General features: G+C 69.2%; 20 protein-coding genes and 1 tRNA gene. 17 read left to right on the top strand and 4 right to left on the bottom strand.

Annotated features, from left to right (window positions below; translation table 11 throughout):
- Positions 1–79: 79 nt before the first annotated feature.
- Complete coding sequence (locus ACIRPH_RS30130; protein WP_402920569.1) at positions 80–2458, top strand: penicillin-binding protein; 2379 nt, start codon at positions 80–82, stop codon at positions 2456–2458.
- A 119-nt stretch (positions 2459–2577) separates the two neighbouring features.
- Here ACIRPH_RS30130 and ACIRPH_RS30125 read toward each other — a convergent pair whose 3' ends face one another.
- Positions 2578–3033: a GatB/YqeY domain-containing protein gene (locus tag ACIRPH_RS30125; RefSeq protein ID WP_402920470.1), complete on the bottom strand. Its 456-nt coding sequence runs from the start codon at positions 3031–3033 to the stop codon at positions 2578–2580.
- Between the two features lie 99 nt (positions 3034–3132).
- Here ACIRPH_RS30125 and ACIRPH_RS30120 point away from each other — a divergent pair, with 99 nt between their 5' ends.
- Together ACIRPH_RS30120 and ACIRPH_RS30115 are read left to right on the top strand one after the other, a co-directional pair.
- Complete coding sequence (locus tag ACIRPH_RS30120; protein ID WP_402920467.1) at positions 3133–4053, top strand: metallophosphoesterase; 921 nt, start codon at positions 3133–3135, stop codon at positions 4051–4053.
- Positions 4054–4135: 82 nt separating this feature from the next.
- Positions 4136–4209: transfer RNA gene (locus ACIRPH_RS30115), tRNA-Pro, on the top strand.
- A 133-nt stretch (positions 4210–4342) separates the two neighbouring features.
- On the opposite strand, the gene ACIRPH_RS30110 is transcribed toward ACIRPH_RS30115, so the two are convergent.
- The 3 genes from ACIRPH_RS30110 to ACIRPH_RS30100 form a co-directional block, all read right to left on the bottom strand.
- A complete protein-coding gene (locus ACIRPH_RS30110) occupies positions 4343–5563 on the bottom strand; it encodes a tyrosine-type recombinase/integrase (protein WP_402920464.1) in 1221 nt (406 codons plus the stop codon).
- A gap of 87 nt (positions 5564–5650) precedes the next feature.
- Positions 5651–6013: a hypothetical protein gene (locus tag ACIRPH_RS30105; RefSeq protein ID WP_402920461.1), complete on the bottom strand. Its 363-nt coding sequence runs from the start codon at positions 6011–6013 to the stop codon at positions 5651–5653.
- A gap of 131 nt (positions 6014–6144) precedes the next feature.
- A complete protein-coding gene (locus ACIRPH_RS30100) occupies positions 6145–6549 on the bottom strand; it encodes a hypothetical protein (RefSeq protein WP_402920458.1) in 405 nt (134 codons plus the stop codon).
- A 245-nt stretch (positions 6550–6794) separates the two neighbouring features.
- Here ACIRPH_RS30100 and ACIRPH_RS30095 point away from each other — a divergent pair, with 245 nt between their 5' ends.
- The 14 genes from ACIRPH_RS30095 (at position 6795) to ACIRPH_RS30030 (ending at position 17247) form a co-directional block, all read left to right on the top strand.
- Positions 6795–7292 carry a helix-turn-helix domain-containing protein gene (locus ACIRPH_RS30095; RefSeq protein ID WP_402920455.1) on the top strand — a complete coding sequence of 166 codons (498 nt, stop codon included), beginning with the start codon at positions 6795–6797 and terminating at the stop codon, positions 7290–7292.
- An 11-nt stretch (positions 7293–7303) separates the two neighbouring features.
- On the top strand, positions 7304–7702 hold the full coding sequence (locus ACIRPH_RS30090; RefSeq protein ID WP_402920452.1) for a 4-oxalocrotonate tautomerase family protein: 399 nt from the start codon (positions 7304–7306) through the stop codon (positions 7700–7702).
- A complete protein-coding gene (locus ACIRPH_RS30085) occupies positions 7699–8673 on the top strand; it encodes a hypothetical protein (protein WP_402920449.1) in 975 nt (324 codons plus the stop codon). The genes ACIRPH_RS30090 and ACIRPH_RS30085 overlap by 4 nt, the downstream gene beginning before the upstream one ends.
- A gap of 4 nt (positions 8674–8677) precedes the next feature.
- Complete coding sequence (locus tag ACIRPH_RS30080) at positions 8678–9799, top strand: hypothetical protein (RefSeq protein WP_402920446.1); 1122 nt, start codon at positions 8678–8680, stop codon at positions 9797–9799.
- Entirely contained in the window at positions 9799–10047 is a 249-nt protein-coding gene (locus ACIRPH_RS30075; RefSeq protein WP_402920443.1) for a hypothetical protein, read from the top strand. The genes ACIRPH_RS30080 and ACIRPH_RS30075 overlap by 1 nt, the downstream gene beginning before the upstream one ends.
- Complete coding sequence (locus tag ACIRPH_RS30070; RefSeq protein WP_402920440.1) at positions 10044–10286, top strand: hypothetical protein; 243 nt, start codon at positions 10044–10046, stop codon at positions 10284–10286. Before ACIRPH_RS30075 ends, ACIRPH_RS30070 begins: the two co-directional genes overlap by 4 nt.
- Complete coding sequence (locus ACIRPH_RS30065; protein ID WP_402920437.1) at positions 10283–11053, top strand: exonuclease domain-containing protein; 771 nt, start codon at positions 10283–10285, stop codon at positions 11051–11053. The genes ACIRPH_RS30070 and ACIRPH_RS30065 overlap by 4 nt, the downstream gene beginning before the upstream one ends.
- Positions 11050–11544 carry a RusA family crossover junction endodeoxyribonuclease gene (locus ACIRPH_RS30060; RefSeq protein ID WP_402920435.1) on the top strand — a complete coding sequence of 165 codons (495 nt, stop codon included), beginning with the start codon at positions 11050–11052 and terminating at the stop codon, positions 11542–11544. The genes ACIRPH_RS30065 and ACIRPH_RS30060 overlap by 4 nt, the downstream gene beginning before the upstream one ends.
- A 37-nt stretch (positions 11545–11581) precedes the next feature.
- Positions 11582–12586 (top strand): hypothetical protein, encoded by a 1005-nt coding sequence (locus ACIRPH_RS30055; protein ID WP_402920432.1) that lies wholly within the window; start codon positions 11582–11584, stop codon positions 12584–12586.
- 4 nt (positions 12587–12590) lie between these two features.
- Positions 12591–13046 (top strand): single-stranded DNA-binding protein, encoded by a 456-nt coding sequence (locus ACIRPH_RS30050; RefSeq protein ID WP_402920429.1) that lies wholly within the window; start codon positions 12591–12593, stop codon positions 13044–13046.
- 39 nt (positions 13047–13085) lie between these two features.
- Positions 13086–13874: a hypothetical protein gene (locus ACIRPH_RS30045; RefSeq protein WP_402920426.1), complete on the top strand. Its 789-nt coding sequence runs from the start codon at positions 13086–13088 to the stop codon at positions 13872–13874.
- Positions 13871–14089, top strand: a complete 219-nt coding sequence (locus ACIRPH_RS30040; RefSeq protein ID WP_402920423.1) for a hypothetical protein — start codon at positions 13871–13873, stop codon at positions 14087–14089. The genes ACIRPH_RS30045 and ACIRPH_RS30040 overlap by 4 nt, the downstream gene beginning before the upstream one ends.
- A gap of 1093 nt (positions 14090–15182) precedes the next feature.
- Entirely contained in the window at positions 15183–15632 is a 450-nt protein-coding gene (locus tag ACIRPH_RS30035; protein ID WP_402920420.1) for a hypothetical protein, read from the top strand.
- A complete protein-coding gene (locus ACIRPH_RS30030) occupies positions 15616–17247 on the top strand; it encodes a hypothetical protein (RefSeq protein WP_402920417.1) in 1632 nt (543 codons plus the stop codon). The genes ACIRPH_RS30035 and ACIRPH_RS30030 overlap by 17 nt, the downstream gene beginning before the upstream one ends.
- The last annotated feature ends 2 nt before the right edge of the window (positions 17248–17249 follow it).

The following is a 17249-nucleotide window of genomic DNA, read 5'->3' as shown; positions in this document are numbered from 1 at the left end:
GCTCGCGCACAAACCGGTTCAGATCGCACCACTGTGCGCGTCCGTGGTCACTTAGTCTGATGGGGTGGGTCAGGGGACATTGCTTCAAAGAATCAGCCAACTGGTCGTCGTAGGCGTCATCGCGGGCCTCCTCGTCGCCGCGCTCGCCCTTCCTGCCGTCGGTGGTCTGGGCATCACCGCGCGCAACGTCGCCAGCGGCTTCCTGGACATGCCCAGCAACCTCGAGACTCCGCCGCCCCCTCAGCGGTCCACGATCTACGACAGCGAGGGCGGCGTCATCGCGGAGATCTTCGACCAGAACCGGGAGCTCGTCGAACTCGACGACGTCTCGCCGCTCATGGTCGACGCCATCCTCGCCATCGAGGACGCCCGCTTCTACGAGCACGGCGGCCTCGACGTGTCCGGCACCCTGCGCGCGGCCGTGCGCACCATGGGCGGCAACACCGAGGGCGCGTCCTCCATCACCCAGCAGTACGTCAAGAACGTGCAGATCGAGGCGGCCACCTCCCAGGAGGAGCTCGACCACGCGCGTGAGGAGTCCATCGCCCGCAAGATCCGGGAGCTGCGCTACGCCGTGGCCCTGGAGCAGAGGATGTCCAAGGACGAGATCCTCGAGGGCTACCTGAACATCGCCTACTTCAGCGACGGCGCCTACGGCGTCGAGTCCGCCGCCCAGCACTTCTTCCAGGTGCCCGCCAGCGACCTGGAGCTGCACCAGGCGGCGACCATCGCCGGCCTGGTCCGCTACCCCTACCTGTACAACCCCCGGTTCTTCCCCGAGCAGACCATCGAGCGCCGCAACGTGGTCCTGGACCGCATGGTGGCGACCGGCGCCGTCACCGAGGCCGAGGCCGAGGAGGCCAAGACCGAGGACATGGACCTGGACCTGGACACCCCGCCCAACGGGTGCGTGCCCAGCGACCAGCCCTTCTTCTGCGACTACGTCGTCCAGGAGATCGAGCAGGACGAGCGCTTCGGCCCCAACGAGACCGAGCGGGCGCGCTGGCTGCGCACCGCGGGCCTGGAGATCCACACCACCCTGGACCCGCAGACCCAGGAGGCCGGGCAGGCCGCCGTCGACAAGTGGGTCCCCCGCGAGAACGAGTCGCGCAAGGTGGCCGCCGAGGTGGTCATCGAACCCGGCACCGGACACATCCTCGGCATGGTCCAGAGCCGCAACTACGGGCCGGACGAGAGCAAGCTCGGCGAGACGTCCATCAACTTCGCGACCGACGCCGACCGGGGCGGCAGCAGCGGCTTCCAGGCCGGGTCGACCTTCAAGGCGATCACCCTCGCCGCGGCCCTGGACGAGGGGCTCCCCTTCAGCACCTCGTTCAACTCGCCCACCAGCGTGTCCGTCTCCGGCCAGCGCAGCTGCAACGGCGGCACCCTGGCCACGTGGACACCGAGCAACTCGGGCGACACCAGGTCCAACACCACGCACAACATGGTCTCCGGGACCAAGGCGTCGTCCAACACCTACTTCGCCCAGCTCCAGCGGCAGGTGGGCATCTGCGACGTGATGGAGATGGCCGAGGCTCTCGGACTCCAGCGCGCCGACGGCACCAAGTTCACGGAGAACGAGAACTCGCTCGCCAACAGCAGCTTCACGCTGGGCAGCGAGGAGGTCTCCCCGCTCCGGGTGTCCAACGCCTACGCGACCTTCGCCTCCGGCGGGATGTACTGCGAGCCGCAGGCCATCTCCCAGATCGAGGACCGCCAGTCGGGCACCACGATCGACATCGAGCCGGAGTGCTCGCGGGCGATCGACGAGGACGTCGCCGACGGCGTGGCCTACCTGCTGTCGCAGACCTTCAACGGCGGCACGGCGAGCTCGCTCGGCATCGGCCGCCCCACGGCGGGCAAGACCGGTACGACCGACGGCTCGGCGGCGGCCTGGTTCGCCGGGTTCACCCCGCAGATGGCCGGCGCCGTCTTCGTCGGCGACCCGCGCGGCCCGCAGCAGCACCCGCTGCGCAACGTCACCATCGGCGACCGGCACTTCGGCGTGGTCTACGGCGCCACGATCCCCGGGCCGATCTGGCAGGAGACCATGCGCGGCGCCCACGAGGGCCTCGACGTGGAGCAGCTGCCCTCGGCGCCCGGCAGGTTCGGATCGACCTCCGGTCCCAGGGCACCCGAGCCGGACGACGAGGCCAGCCCCGCCAGCGACGACGGCGGGGTGCCCAACGTGGTCGGCCAGCCGGAGACCGACGCGGTGGCCGCCCTCCAGGCCGCGGGCTACTCGGTCAACGTGTCCCAGACCCGGGTCCGGTCCGGCGAGCCCGAGGGCTCCGTGGCCGCGGTCAACCCCGACCCGGGCACGCGGCTCCCGGAGGGGGCCACGGTCAACGTGTTCCTGAGCAACGGCGGCGGCACCGCCAGCGGCACGGACCCCGACGAGGACTGGCTCCCCGTGCAGCCCGCCCACCTGCCCCACGGCAGGGACGGGGACTGACCAGGGCCTGACGGACCGAGGGGGCGGCGGTGGAGACACCGCCGCCCCCTCGCGCGTCCACGGGACGGGACCGGCCACGGGCGCCCGCGCCGGGAGGACCGCCCCCGGCGGGGAACCGGTCAGCCGGCGAGCTGGCGCTTGACCTCCGCCGCCACGCGGGAGCCCTCGGCCCGGCCGGCGATCCTCGGGTTGACGACCTTCATCACCTGGCCCATCGCACGGGGGTTGTCCGCCCCGGTCTCGGCGACGGCGTCCGCCACCAGCGCGGCGAGCTCGTCGTCCGTCAGCTGGCGGGGCAGATACTCGGAGATGACCGCGCTCTCGACGCGCTCGGCCTCGGCCTGGTCGGGCCGGCCGCCGGTGTCGAACGCCTCGGCCGCCTCCCGGCGCTTCTTCGCCTCGCGGGTCAGCAGCGTGATGATCTCGTCGTCGCCGAGGGAGCGCTGCGAGGAACCGGCGGCCTCCTCGGTCGAGATGGCCGCCAGGACCATGCGGAGGGTGCCGGTGCGCACCTTGTCACGCGCCTTCATGGCGGTGGTCAGGTCGTTCTTGAGGCGGTCTTTGAGTTCGGACATGCACCGATCCTACGGCGGTGTCCGGCCGCGCCACCAACGGTTTGCGCGCGGGGGCGCCCCGGGTCTGCGACGATCGGTCCTACAACGAAGGAGGGCCGGATGGGCGTCGACAACAGACAACTCCTGCGCCGCGTGGGGCGCGCGGCGGCGATCACTGGCGCGGTGGGGGTCGCCGGCTTGACCTATGCCTCGGTGATCGAGCGCAACTGGTTCAGGCTGCGCCGCTACGAACTGCCCCTGCTCCCCCCGGGGAGCCCGCGCCTGCGCATCCTGCACCTGTCCGACGCGCACCTGACGCCGGGCCGCAGGATGCTCATCGACTGGATCCGCGGGCTGGACGCCTACGAGCCGGACCTGGTCGTCAACACGGGCGACTCGCTGGCCCACCCGGACGCGGTGGGGCCGTTCACCGACGCCCTGGGGCCGCTGCTGGACCGGCCCGGGGCGTTCGTGTACGGGTCCAACGACCTGTTCTCCCCCCAGCTGAAGAACCCGGCCCGCTACCTCTGGCGGACCAGCAAGACCGACTACAACAAGCGCCGCGTGCCGGACCTGCCCTGGCGTGAGCTCGGCGCGGCCATGTCCGCGTCCGGCTGGCTGGACCTGAACAACCGCAAGGGCTCGCTGAAGGCGGGCGAACTCGACGTCGCCCTCGCCGGCGTGCACGACTCCCACATCAAGCTCGACCGCTACGAGAAGGTCGCCGGACCGGCCGACCCGGCGGCGCACCTGCGCCTGGGCGTGCTCCACTCCCCCGAGCCCTCCAACCTCGACCGGTTCGCGGCCGACGGCTACCAGCTGCTCCTGGCCGGGCACACCCACGGCGGCCAGCTGTGCCTGCCGTTCTACGGGACGCTCGTCACCAACTGCGGGATCGACCGGCGGCGGGCGTGGGGCCTCCACGAGTACGCGAACGCGTGGCTGCACGTGTCCGGCGGCCTGGGCACCTCCCCGTACGCCCCCGTGCGGTTCTGCTGCCGCCCGGAGGCCTCCCTGCTGGACATCGTGGCCGCCTCCTGACCCACGGCGGGCCCCTCCCCCGTCCCGACCGCAACCCGTTCGCGCGCACTCCGTACGTCCGCTAGACTTGGGCTCGTTGCTTCGGGGTGTAGCGCAGCTTGGCAGCGCGCTTCGTTCGGGACGAAGAGGTCGTGGGTTCAAATCCCGCCACCCCGACAAGTGACTAGGGAGTGTCCTCCCTGGTCAAAGGTGGTCACCTAGTAGATATCAGCTACTGGGTGGCCACTCTTTTTTTGTCCCGCGTGCACTGTTGTGCACTGTCGCGCCGTAGTTGCCATGTGTGGACGGTTCAGCCGGCGGCACGTCGGCGCGCCCAAGCCGCCCGGATCTTGTCGTGGTTGTCCGGGGCGAGGTGTGCGTACCGAAGCGTCGTCGCGTAGTCCTCGTGACCGAGCAGCCGCTGAATCTCGGTCAGCTCGACCCCGTCCTGCACGAGCCAGGATGCAGCCGTGTGTCGCCAGATCGACGGCGGCAGTCGGCGCACTCGGTGGTCGGGGTCGTCACAGAGCTCGCGCCCGCACATCCCGGCGAGGTACTGATCACCCTCCCCGGGCGCTCGGCGTCCGCACAACCGGGCGACTTCGAGCGCCGGGTACCAGACCTTGTTGCGGAAGTCGTCGGGCCGGACAAGAGAACCGCGTTCCCCGACGAACACGAGAGCGTCGTCGGCGCGCCCGTACATCAGACGCTTCATCCGGGCCAGGACGTCGTCGGACACCGGGACGGTACGCCGTGACTTCACCGACTTCGGGTACGGCCGGATGCCCTCTTCCCGGGTCATGACCTCGGCGACGTGAATGAGCTTGCGGCGCCGATCCACGCGGTTCCAGTGGAGTCCGAAGATCTCGCCCGGGCGCAGGCCGGTGTCGACGCCGAGCTCGACAAGGGTGCGCCACCGATCGCCGCAGGGGCGAGCTTCGAGAGCGGGGTAGAGCGCTTCGACCTCGTCAGGCTCGTAGAAGTCAACGACGGTGGCGTGCCGCTTGGGCAGCTTGAGGTCTTTGAAGGGGTTCCATCCGACGCGTGGCGGAGTCTCCGTCATCGCGCGCCGGTAGAGCCACGACATGACGTGAACGATGTCCTGGATCGTCGAGGCGGCGAGGGCCGGAACGTCCGGGTCTTCCGGGTCGAGCACGGTCCGGCCGCGGTGGCGGGCGCGTCGCTTCTCCTGCAGGTCCTGAACCCAGCTCTGCGCCGCTTTGCGGGTCGGTGCGTTCAGTGGCCAGTGTCCCCACTGCGGCGCGCAGTGCGTGCGCCACATGCTTCGGATCTTCTTGATCGTTCCCGTCTCGCCCCCGTGGTTCCCGATGCACTCGTCGAACCACTCGGCCAACGGCTTCTCACCGAGTCGGGGGTCGATGAACTGGCCGCTGGCCTTGTGTCCTTCGAGGACCTTCACCCAGGCTTCGACGACTTCCTTGTCGGGGTTGACGTGCCAGATGCGTTCGCCGTCCGGGGCGTAGACGGCTCCCTGCCAACTCCCGCTCGGGAGCTGTCGGATCGTGCCCATGCGGGCTTCCTTTCGTGCGTGCGCGCCGTTGGGGCGCGCTTGATAGACGGACGCCGCGGTTGCGGGTCCGTGGTCTGAGAGGAGGTTCTAGCGGCGCCGGATGTGGTGCGCAAGCCGGGTCCCGGTGCGTTCCAGCGCGCTCGCCATGGCGCGTGTCAGGAGCTCGGCGCGAGGCTGCAGCAGCAGGTACGTCGGGCCGAGGTCGTAGGCCAGCGGGGGGCCGTCGACCTGACGGTCGACGACCACCCACAGGGCCGGATCGGCTGCCGGCTGTTCGAGAACCTCGGGTTCGGCGCCGAGCAGGTCGACCGTCAACCGGGCGAGTTCCTCGGCGAGGTCAGGGGCGAGGTGCTCGGGGGCGTAGCGGGTGACGAGCTCGGCGGGGGTCAGGCAGTGGGCGAGGGGGCAGAGCGGATCGAGGTCGGATGAGGGGACAAATCTGACGTGCATGACCCGTGACGCCCAACTTTCGAGGTGTGCTGTTCAGCTAGTGGCTGTAGAGACTGATGCATAATTTCGCACACCTGTTCGAGGGAATCAACGATTTACGAACACTGTCCGTTAGTAAACCTTCCGTTCGGCTACGCGTCGTTGCCGCCCCGACCACCCCCCGCAAGTCGGTTCGCGAGGTCACGGATCACGGCGCGATCCTCGGCACCCAACGCCTTGACCTGTAGGTAGATCAGATACGCGTCGTCGCCCACGTTGTCTTCCTCGACATCGTCGAGTTCGAGGAACTGCTGTGCGGCCAACCGCTTCACAACGACAGGGGGGACTCGAAGGCCGACGGCGAGCGCCCGTAGTCGCGCCGGCGAAGGGGCATGCGAGTAGCGCCCCTTCGCGAGGGCATTGACCCACCGGTAGTCGAGTTGCTCGTTGGTCTCCGGGTCGACGGCCGCCTCGGCGAGCTCTCGATACGTCATGCGGTGATGTTCGAGCGTTCGCCTGATGAAGGCCGACAGGGGGGAAGAGCTCGGGTTGGTCATGGGTGATCTCTCTAGGAGAGGTCCGTTGGTCCTCGGTAGCTGTCTACCGCATGTGCCTAGTTTGTCACGTCCATGCGACAGATAGCGCCCGCATTAGGAGACCCCATGTCACCCGTCCTGTCTACCCCCAAGCGACATTTTGTCCGCTAAGAGACTTGCAAGCAGGGGTCTCAGTCGCCCCCAATGTCGCTTTAACGTGCTACGTTGTCCCCTTGAGGCGACAAAGGGAGATGCAGGGATTCATCATGAGTCAAGCCACGCGCCCCGTGCGCGACCCCGAGCTACTCGACCGGCTCATGTCCGGGGCCAGGCTGTCGAACCGGGAACTCGCGCGTCGCGTCAAGTGCAGTCACCAGATGATCGCCGCCCTGCGCACCGGCGCCCGCAAGTCCTGCAGCCCGGGGCTTGCCGAATCCATCAGCGCGAAGCTGCGCGTCGACGCCGAGGTTCTTTTTTTGCCCACCTTGTCCCCTGTGGGCGACAAAGATTCGCGCTCAAGCGACGAACAGGGCGAGGCCACGGGAAGCAGTCCCCGCGCGCTCACCATCCCCGACGCCGCACTGCGCCTCGGCTGCTCCCGACAGCACGTGTACCGCCTGATCAACAACGGTGCGCTTCCGACCATCGACATCGCGTCGCCCGGCGCCCGACGCACCAAGCAGCGCGTCACCACGACGGCGCTACAGCACTACCTCGACGCCCTTCACCGCTCTCCCGCGAACTCCGACAAGGCCACCGCATGAAGGAGACCTGCGTGTCACCACAGCCGGACATCACGCCCCGCGCAGCCGACCGCATCCCGCGATCGGAACCCGACCTGTGCGACGTCATACTCGTCGGCGCCCTGCTGACGCGCGCGCTGCACTCGACAACGGGCGTGACGCTCTACTGCACACCCGACCTCCGCGGACGTGGTCCCTACATCGGCGTCTCGGTCGACACCACCGCGACCACGGCCGAGCAGCGCGCCGCCCTCGCCGAGGACCTCGTCGAGGTTCTCGGCGCCGAGCCGTACACCACCCATGCCGACGACGGCCGCGTGATCCGGGGAGTCGACGCCTCGAACTGGCGTCAGACGGGCGTGATCGTCTCGGCGCTCGTCGTCACGTACCACCCAGACGAGGACACGGTCGACGAGGCGGTCGCCGCATGACCACCGCAGCCGAGCAGGAACCGCCCGAGCGCGCCGAGTGCGAGGTCTGCGGCGTCGAGCAGGCCGTGACCAAGGCCGGCAGGCTGCGCAAGCACCGCGCCCAGGGCGACGACACCGCGAAGCGCATGCCGTGCACGGGGTCGGGATCACCGGTCGGTGCCGCGCGCGTCCCTCGCCGCAATCAGCGTGGGTACTACCGGTGCCACGTCACCGGCCGTGATCTGCGCAGCGTGACGACGATTCTCGGCAAGGGCTCGCCCAAGGGGGCACTCGTTCACTGGGCCGGCAACCTGGTTGCCGAGACAGCGATCGAACATGTGCCCTACCTGGTCAAGGCGTCGCGTCGCGAGGACTCGCGCCGTGAGGCGTACGACTGGCTGCGCCGCGCGCACACCCGCAAGCGCGACGCGCGCGCCGACCTCGGTTCGGCCGTACACGCGCTGATCGAGGCGCACGTGCTCGACGAGCCGGTGCCGCAGGCCCTGCTCGACGACCCCGAGATGCGGCCGTTCCTCGACAACTTCCTGCAGTTCGTCACCGACTTCGAGGTCGTGTTCGAGGCGAGCGAGATGGTCGTCGCGAACTACAGCGCGGGCTACGCCGGCACGCTCGACTACCTGCTGCGCTCGCCGCACATCGCCGGCGGCGCCCTGATGATGGGCGACACCAAGACCGGCGGCGAGCTCGACGGGCGCGGCGTCTACCCCGAGGCCGGACTGCAGATGTCCGCCTACCGGCGTGCGGAATACGGGTGGCTGCGGTCCGGCGAACGCGTCCCCTTCCCCGGCGACGTGCACGACATCGGCGTCGTCCTGCATCTGCGCCCCGAGGGCTACCGGCTGATCCCCGTGCGCTGCGGCGCCGACATCTTCGACGCCTTCCTGCACGTGCGCGCCGTCGCCGACTTTCACACCGACCTCGCGCCGACCGTCATCGGCGCCCCGCTGGCCCCGACTCGAAAGGCGGCATGACGTCGTGCCCATCCTCGACATTCAGCAGCGCACGAGGGAACTCGGGCGCATCCGCATCGGGCAGACGCAGCCGACGAGCAACGGGAAGTCGCGCCCCGCCAAACTCGACCGGTTCAGGCTCACGAGCGCCTCGCGCCCGCTGCTCGAACGCGTCGCCGAACTGTACGGCGGCGAGGTCCGCGCGTGGACCCCCGCCAACGGCGGTCCGTCGCAATGGGAAGTCGTCACGAACTCCGACCGGCTGCCCGTGCTCGTCCCGCCGCAGGCCGTCAGCCAGTGGTACGAGTTGTGGTCCGGGGGCGGCTGCCAACGCAGGTGTGACGGTCAGCGCGAGATCCTGACCGAGTCGCCCTGCATCTGCGGCCCCGACCCCGCGACACGGCTGTGCAAGCCGACGACCCGGTTGAACGTCGTCCTCTCCGACGTCGAGGGGGTCGGCGTCTGGCGTCTGGAAAGCCACGGCTTCTATGCCGCGGTCGAGCTGCCCGCCGTCGCCGAGCTGCTCGCCCAGACGCGCGGGTACATCCGTGCGTCCCTGGGGCTCGAAGAGCGCACGGCGAAGCGGTCCGGTCAGACCCTCCGTTGGATGGTGCCGATCCTCGAAGTCGACATCACGCCGTCGGCGCTGATGGCCGGCGAGGGTGGCATCGCCCCCGCCGTCGCGCACGCCCAGGCCGACGCCGTCGGCGCGGCGACCGCCCCGGCGATCGCCGCAGCCCCGGCGCGCGAGTGGCTCGCCGAGCTGTCCGAGGCCAAGACGGTCGAGGCCGTGCAGGACCTGTACCGCAATGCCGTCGCCGCAGGGGACATGACGGACTACCTGTCGGCCGAGATGGCGAAGTACGCCGACCTGCTCAAGCAGGCCACGACCGGCCATGTCACCACGGACGCCGGCGGGCGCCCCGCGCCCGTCCTCGACGAGGACCCGGACGAGGTCTGGCAGCTCGTCATCCTGGCCGCGCCCGACGGATGGACCCGCAGCGACGTCGAAGCCGCCTACGCCGGAACCAACGGCGGCAGCCTGCCCGGCGACGCGACCAGCGCGCAGCTTCGCGCGTTCCTGACCGCTCTCAAGGCCGGACGCGTGACCAAGCCCGGTACCGACACCGACGAGGCGCCGTTCTGATGCCCGCACAACAGCCGCAGCCCCGCGCCACCGCAGCAGCCTGCATCGCCCACGCGCGCCGTCTCGCCGCGCGCGCCGACCGCAACGCCGCCCGCTGGCTCGACGGCGAGACCTCGATCGACCTCGACGAGGTCGACGCCCTCGCTTCCGACGCGATCGAGCTGCTCAAGGGCTTTCGCAACGCGTTCGCCGACGAGGTACTCGCGACCCGCATCATCGCCGACCTAAACGAAGGAGTGGCACCGTGACCGCACCGCAGGACACCGACCGCGCCGACGAGGGCGCCGAGTACCGCGAGATCTTCCTGCGCGACCCCTACCCCGGCGCCATGGTCTGCGCCGGCTGCTTCCTGCCGACCGACCCGGAACCATGCTGGGAGCACGCCCCGTTCACGCAGGACGCGTTCGAGGCCGGCGACTGGCAGCTCGTCGAAGACGTCGACGACCGAGGCCGGACCTACCGCACGTTCGAGCGGGTGACCGCATGACGTGGTTCCGCGGACGTCTGCTCGCCTTCGACACCGAGACGACCGGCGTCGACCCCGAGCAGGCCAGGCTCGTTCAGTACGCGCTCGCATGGGTCGGGGGCGAGGCTGCGACCGAGGCAACCGAGGTACTCGTCGACCCCGGCGTCGAGATCCCCGCCGAGACTGCGACCGTGCACGGCATCACGACCGAGCAGGCGCAGGCCGAAGGCGTGCACGTCGCCCAGGCCCTGACCGAGATCGTCGACGCGATCGCCGAGGCGCAGCCTCAGATGATCCCCCTCGTCGGGCACAACCTGCGCTACGACCTGACCGTGCTCGCACGCGAGTGCGAACGGCACGGCGTACCCGACGTCGACGCCGTCCTCGGCCGACCGCTCGCCTACGTGGTCGACACCCTCGTTCTGTCCAAGCACGTCGCCCCCTACAGGCGCCGCGTATCCGACAAGCAAGGCGCGCACACCCTCAAGACCTGCGTGCAGACGTGGCTCTCGGCACCGTGGGACGACGAAGCCGCGCACGGCGCACTGTACGACGCGCTGATGTCCGCCCGGGTCGCCTACAAGCTCGCCGGACTGCGCCGTGAGATCGGCGCCGTCACCCTGTCGAGCCTGTTCGACGCGCAACGCGCATGGGCTGCCGAGCAGGCCGCGAGCTACGAGCACTGGCTGCGCACCAAGGCACCCGACGACCGGCGCGATCCGAACGCCGTGATCAACCCGGCGTGGCCCCTCGTGCCCGCCACCGTCAAGGAGGCGACCGCCCCGTGACCCTCGACCCCACCACCGCCGCGCCCGCCGTCTCCCCCACGACGGCAGCCCTGACCGTGGTCGCCCACGGCACACCCGCCGGTCAGGGGGCGATCAGCTACGTCGGCCGCGGACGGTCGATCCACAGCAACCACAAGAAGTTGATGCCCTGGCGCAAGGCCGTCGCCGACGCAGCCGTCGCCGCCATGGACCGGCAGCGCCGCCACGCCTTCCCCCTCGACGGTCCCCTCGTCGTCGAGCTGACCGTCACCGTCCCCAAGCCGAAGAGCGCGCCGAAGCGCCGCGTCACGTGGCCGATCACGCGCTCGTCGTCCGACATCGACCACCACGCGCGCGCCGTCCTCGACGCTCTCACCCGCGCCGAGGCGTGGCGCGACGACTCCCAAGTCGTCGAGGTCACCGCCCGCAAGGTCTACCCCGGCGAAGGCGTCGACGCGCTCGACGAGACCGGCGCCGTCGTGCACATCTGGCCACTCGACGAAGCCCCCTGATCCAACTGATCACCCACTGAATGAAGACGAGGACGACATGAGCGTGCGCATGATGGTCGAAGTCCTCGACCGTGCGCCCCGCGAGCTGCCCGACGTGCAGCACCGCGCGCTCGTCGCCATGGCCGAGCGGATGAACGACTGCACCCGCACCGGCTTCCATCCGCTCGACGAACTCGCGCACCGCATCAGCCGATCACGGTCGACAGCGACGCGCACGCTGCGGGCGCTGACCGACCGCGGACTGCTCAAGGTGGTCAGCAAGGCCGGACGCGGCAAGGCGACTGTCTACTTCATGCCGCCACTCCCCGCAGACGGGGCGCAGTCCGATGACCACCTTTCCCCGGACGCTCCCGAAGCCACGGGAAAGGGCGTCACCCAGGATGCCGACCTTTCAGACACGGACGGCACTGGAAAGGACGTCACCCAAGATGACGACCTTTCAGGCGAGGGTGAACCGCAAAGGTCGTCATCTGAGGCTGAAAGGTCAGCGCCGACCGAGGAAAGGTCAGCGAACCAGGGTCGAAAGCACGTCACCCAGGACGCCGACCCATCCCCTCATCCCTCAGACATCCCTCATCATCCCCGCGTGCGCGCGGACCGTCCGGCCTCGGCTTCGGCTGATGCGGCAACGGACGACGACGAGGAACTGAGATCACTCGAAGACGACCCCGCGGCCGCGGCCGCGATGGTCGCCCTTCGCCACCACACCCGACGCACCATCACCGCCGACCACGCCCGAGCCGTCGCCCGCGCGATCCTGACCGGCCGCACCGTCAAGGACCCGCCGGCCTACGTCCGAAGCGCCGTCGACCGCGATCCCGACCGGCATCTGCCCGCCGTCTCATACGGCAGCGTCGCCGATGTCACCAGACGCCCCGACGGCACCACCGCCAAGCCTCGCCGCACCGACGAGCGCCCCGTCGACATCAGCAAGCAGTTCGCCGCCCTACGCACCCAGTGGGAGCGCAGCAGCCGCGAACGACAAGCCGAGGAACGCAGCCGTCCCACAGCATTCGCCGACCTGATCAACCCCAAGGAGTGACCCCGTGGCACTGCCCACCATTCACCACACGTTCCGACTCGTCGCCGATCCCGTGGTTCGCGTGCTCCCCAGCGGAAACGCCCTCGCCAAGCTCCGTCTCGCCGCGAACTCGTCGAAGAAGAACGAGGCCGGCGAGTGGGTCGACGCTGACCGGTTCTTCATCGACGCGACCGCGTTCGGTCGCGTCGCCGAAGCCGTTGCCGAGGCCGACCTGCGCCAGGGCGACGAGGTCACCGCGCGCGGCCGGATCAAGACCGGCGAGTGGGAGACCGGCGAGTGGGAGACCGCCGAGGGCGAGAAGCGCAGCGGCGACGAGCTGCTCGTCGACGAGCTTGCCCGCCCTGTACGAGTTCCCCGCCGCAGCGACGCAGGGACCCCGCGCACCGTGCAGCAGGGGGACCCGTGGGCAGCGCGCCCCGCCCCGGCGACCCGCTCGTTCTCCAACGAGCCACCGTTCTAGCCCCATCCCACCCACTTACGACAAGGAGACCAACCACAGATGAGCGCCACGGGGGGAACCTGCCAGACGCCCGGCTGCGACGACCTCGTCGCCGATGCCTGGGTCTGCAGCGGCTGCGCCCGCCGTCTGACCCTGTCCCTCGCCCACCTACCCGAGCTGCTCGCCGAACTCGACGTCACCCTGACTCGACAAGCCCGTACCGGTCGCCCCGGTGAGAGCGGCCGAGCGGCCGAGACACCGCTGCCCTTCGACCGCAGGGCAAGCATCATCGCCGACGCCATCCGCTCCACGCTGGCCGCATGGGTGCGAGTGCTGCACGGCGACGTTCTCGCCGACGTCCCCGAAGCCGACCGCCCCGACCGAGCTGCGGCGTACCTGACCGAGCGAATCGAGGTCATCCGGCATCGGGAAGACGGGGGACAGCTCGTCGACGAGGTCCTCGCCGTCATCACCGAGGCCGAGCACGTCATCGATCTACCGGCCGACAGCATGCTCGCCGGCCACTGCCCGCACTGCGGTCGCGCCGTCTACACGCGCCCCGGCGCCGCGATCGGCCGCTGCCGGTTCGAGGACTGCGACGGCGAGGTCGACGTCAGCGACTGGCGGCGTGCCGCGATCGCCTCGATCGACGACATGACGCTTCCCGCAGCCGACATCGCCCGCGTGCTGACAGTCCTCGGACAGCCCATCACCGCGAATCAGGTGTACCTCGCCGCCTCACGAGGCCGGCTGCGCCCCGTCGACGAGCAGGCCGCACGACCCCGGTACCGAGTCGCCGACGTCCGGAACCTGTTCACCACAACCCGCCACGGAAGGCGCACCGCATGACCACCACTCACCGACGGGACCCTGCCGGAATGGTTCTCGGCACCGGTGTCCTCGCCCTGTTCGCCGTTCTCGCCTACTGGCTGTGGAGCCTCGGCGGGGCGTGGGTCGCTCCCGCTGTGGCTGCTGCGCTGGTTGCTCTCTTCGGCACCGTCGGGTTCACCGAAGCCGTACAGAAGCAAGACCGCACCGGGAGTGACGCACACAACAGCCCATGATCACCGATCCCGTTGCACACCTGTTCGACTGGTGACAGACTGTCTCACAGCACCACAGGTGTACCCACACCACGAGCACGGCCCGAAGCAAAGCTTCGGGCCGCTCGTCGTTTCAGGGCATGGTCACCGAAGCTTCAGGCGTCTCACTTGAGCCAACGGAACAGTTCGATCAGAAGCCTGGTCACAAGTTCCGCCCCCCGCCATACTTCGGGACGTTTCCACCATCGGTCATCCATTTCGTGGTAACTCACGCAAACCTCTCATACGCATTGCGGCCGGTTGGACATGCCGCCGGCTCAGCCGCTGACCGCCGACGGGCCCTCTCGTCGGTCACCACGCACTACGTCGAGGTGGGTATGACGATACACGCACTTGTTTCTTGCAAACTGGTTAGACTTCGCGAAATAATTGCACACGAAGCCATTCTCCAGATAAAACGGAAGTTTAGCCTCCGAATTCTTTGCCCTGGCACTATTTTTTAATTCGCTTGAATCGGCTATCGAAGGGCCGGTGACCATGACTCGCCGCGCCCTGCAGGTCTGCCCGACCCCCGGGTGCCCTGAACTGACCCCCGGGGGACGGTGCGAGGGATGCACCCGGGCCGCAGCGCAACGCCGAGGCAGCGCGCACTCGAAGGGTTACGACGCACGGTGGCAGCACACCCGCGCCGCCTACCTACGCGCACACCCCTACTGCGAGTGCGCCGCCTGCGCCGAGCTTCCCGAGCTGTTGCGCCCACGCGCGACCGAGGTCAATCACCGTGACGGGTTAGGTCCTCGCGCTCCGCGCGGGCACGAATGGTCGAACCTGCAAGCCATGACGAAGGCTCACCACTCGCGCCACACGGCGATCGAGCAGCCCGGCGGTTGGAACGACCGCGAATAGTTGCTCACTGCCGGTAAGAATTCAGACGAAAACCTCGATTTGGCGTTTCCGCAGGCCAACGGGGGTCAACCCCCTGACCTGGGGGTTATAGGGGAACGCCGGGGAGGTCTGGAAACAGCCGGTCAGGTTCAAAAGGTCCTCACCCATAACTCGGCGTGATCGACACCGAAGGGGGTGATCGGTCATGCCGCGAGGGGGAGCCCGTTCGGTGTCCGGTCCCCCGCCGGACCCGAACGCACTGCGTCGCGACCGCCCGTCCGACCAAGCGACGTGGACGCTGCTTCCCGCCGAGGGGCGCAGGGTCGAGCCGCCCGCGTGGCCACTGATCGACGTGCAGCCGCGCGAGTGGGACCTGTGGCGCGACATGTGGTCGCGCCCTCAGGCGGTGATGTGGGAGCGCCTCGGTCAGCAGATCGAGGTCGCGATGTTCGTGCGCAAGCTCGCCGAGGCCGAGCTGCCTCAGGCGAGTGTGGAACTGCAGAAGGTCGTGCGGCAGTACCTCGACAGCCTCGGGCTGTCGGTACAAGGCATGCTACGCAACCGGTGGCGGATCGCCCCGCCCGTCGAGCAGACCGTCGACACGTCTCCGCTGGCTACCCGTCGGCGCCCGTCCGCGCGGTCCCGATTGAAGGTCGTCGCCGATGGCGACGGCGACTGATGACCGGGTCGTCGCCTGGCCGACCCTGTTCGTCGCGATCGACTGGGTTGAGGCGCACTGCGTCATCCCCGACGGCTTCCACCGGGGCGAGCCGTTCGAGCTGACCGGCGAAATGCTGTGGTTCTACGCCAACCACTACCGGGTGCGCCGCAGCGCTGATGTCGACCGGTCGTTGAACGCGCCGGCCTCAGCGTTCTACTTCCGCCGGTCGCAGCTCGTGCGCCCGCAGAAGTGGGGCAAGGGTCCGCTCACCGCGTCGCAGGTCTGCGTCGAGGCCGTCGGTCCCGTCGTCTTCGCCGGGTTCGCCCAGGGCGGCGAGGTCTACCGGTGCGCCGATCACGGGTGCGGCTGCGGTTGGATCTACGCCTACGAGCCCGACGAAGCCATGGGCATTCCGTGGCCGACCCCGTTGGTTCAGATCACCGCATTCAGCGAAGACCAGACCGGCAACATCTATGACGCGCTGCGTCCGATGATCAAGCTCGGTCCGCTCGCCGAGATGATCCCCAAGGTCGGCACCGAGTTCACGCGGTTGCCCGGCGGTGGCGAGATCGTCACCGTCACCAGCAACGCACAGAGCCGGTTGGGTCAGCGGGTCACGTTCGTCGCCCAGGACGAGACTGGCATTTGGACCGTGGCGAACCGGATGGTCCGCGTCGCCGAGACCCAGCGGCGAGGACTCGCCGGCATGGGTGGTCGCGCAGTCGAGACGACCAACGCATGGGACCCGTCCGAGCAGAGCGTCGCTCAGCGCACGTTCGAGTCGTCGGCGACGGACATCTTCCGCGACTTCGTGCAGGCGCCGGTCTCGCTCAAGTTCAGCAACAAGTCGGAACGGCGCCGGATCTACCGGCACGTCTACGGGGATTCGTGGTGGGTCGACCTCGACGTCATCGATGGCGAGGCCGTCGAGCTCGCCGAGCGCGACGAGGCCCAGGCCGAACGGTTCTTCGGTAACCGGATCACCTCGGGCACTGCCTCATGGCTCGACGCCGAGGCGTGGTCCGACCGGGCGACCGGGCGCGAGGTTCCCGACGGAACCCGGCTCGTCCTGGGGTTCGACGGCAGCGACCTCGATGACTGGACAGGCGTGCGCGCCGAGACGCTCGGCGGACACCAGTTCACACCGACCTACGGTCCTGACCAGCGGCCGGCCGTGTGGAACCCGGCCGACTTCGGCGGTCAGGTGCCGCGGCTCGAAGTGCGCGCCGCGATCGACGAACTGATGCGCCGGTTCGACGTGGTCCGGCTGTATGCCGACCCGCCGTACTGGGACACCGAGGTTGACGAGTGGGTTGACACCTACGGCGACCAGCGGGTCATCCGCTGGCACACGCGCCGTGTCGTGCAGATGCATGCTGCGGCCGAGCGGCTCAAGACCGACGTCACCAAGGCCGAAACCTCGTTCACCCACGACGGGTGTCCGATCGCTGCGGCGCACGTCGCCAACGCGAGGACGGCTGCCCGTCCCGGCGACCGGTACGTGCTGCGCAAGGCATCGGCCGCGCAGAAGATCGACGTCTGCGTGTCCTCGATCCTCGCCCACGAGGCCACCTGCGACGTGATCGCCGCAGGTCTGGCCACCCGCAAGAAGAACTACGTCTACACGGCCTGACG

It is taken from the genome of Nocardiopsis sp. NPDC101807 (assembly GCF_044766605.1).
In the GTDB taxonomy this organism is placed as follows: Bacteria; Actinomycetota; Actinomycetes; order Streptosporangiales; family Streptosporangiaceae; genus Nocardiopsis; species Nocardiopsis tropica.
Note: the sequence above shows the minus strand (reverse complement) of the source record. Positions and strands in the feature narration are given on the sequence as shown.

Bases quoted from the DNA above. Each gene is read 5' to 3' on its own strand.
- ACIRPH_RS30125 (WP_402920470.1), bottom strand. From the start codon at position 3,033: ATGTCCGAACTCAAAGACCGCCTCAAGAACGACCTGACCACCGCCATG.
- ACIRPH_RS30120 (WP_402920467.1), top strand. From the start codon at position 3,133: ATGGGCGTCGACAACAGACAACTCCTGCGCCGCGTGGGGCGCGCGGCG.
- ACIRPH_RS30110 (WP_402920464.1), bottom strand. From the start codon at position 5,563: ATGGGCACGATCCGACAGCTCCCGAGCGGGAGTTGGCAGGGAGCCGTC.
- ACIRPH_RS30105 (WP_402920461.1), bottom strand. From the start codon at position 6,013: ATGCACGTCAGATTTGTCCCCTCATCCGACCTCGATCCGCTCTGCCCC.
- ACIRPH_RS30100 (WP_402920458.1), bottom strand. From the start codon at position 6,549: ATGACCAACCCGAGCTCTTCCCCCCTGTCGGCCTTCATCAGGCGAACG.
- ACIRPH_RS30095 (WP_402920455.1), top strand. From the start codon at position 6,795: ATGAGTCAAGCCACGCGCCCCGTGCGCGACCCCGAGCTACTCGACCGG.
- ACIRPH_RS30085 (WP_402920449.1), top strand. From the start codon at position 7,699: ATGACCACCGCAGCCGAGCAGGAACCGCCCGAGCGCGCCGAGTGCGAG.
- ACIRPH_RS30075 (WP_402920443.1), top strand. From the start codon at position 9,799: ATGCCCGCACAACAGCCGCAGCCCCGCGCCACCGCAGCAGCCTGCATC.
- ACIRPH_RS30065 (WP_402920437.1), top strand. From the start codon at position 10,283: ATGACGTGGTTCCGCGGACGTCTGCTCGCCTTCGACACCGAGACGACC.
- ACIRPH_RS30055 (WP_402920432.1), top strand. From the start codon at position 11,582: ATGAGCGTGCGCATGATGGTCGAAGTCCTCGACCGTGCGCCCCGCGAG.
- ACIRPH_RS30045 (WP_402920426.1), top strand. From the start codon at position 13,086: ATGAGCGCCACGGGGGGAACCTGCCAGACGCCCGGCTGCGACGACCTC.
- ACIRPH_RS30040 (WP_402920423.1), top strand. From the start codon at position 13,871: ATGACCACCACTCACCGACGGGACCCTGCCGGAATGGTTCTCGGCACC.
- ACIRPH_RS30030 (WP_402920417.1), top strand. From the start codon at position 15,616: ATGGCGACGGCGACTGATGACCGGGTCGTCGCCTGGCCGACCCTGTTC.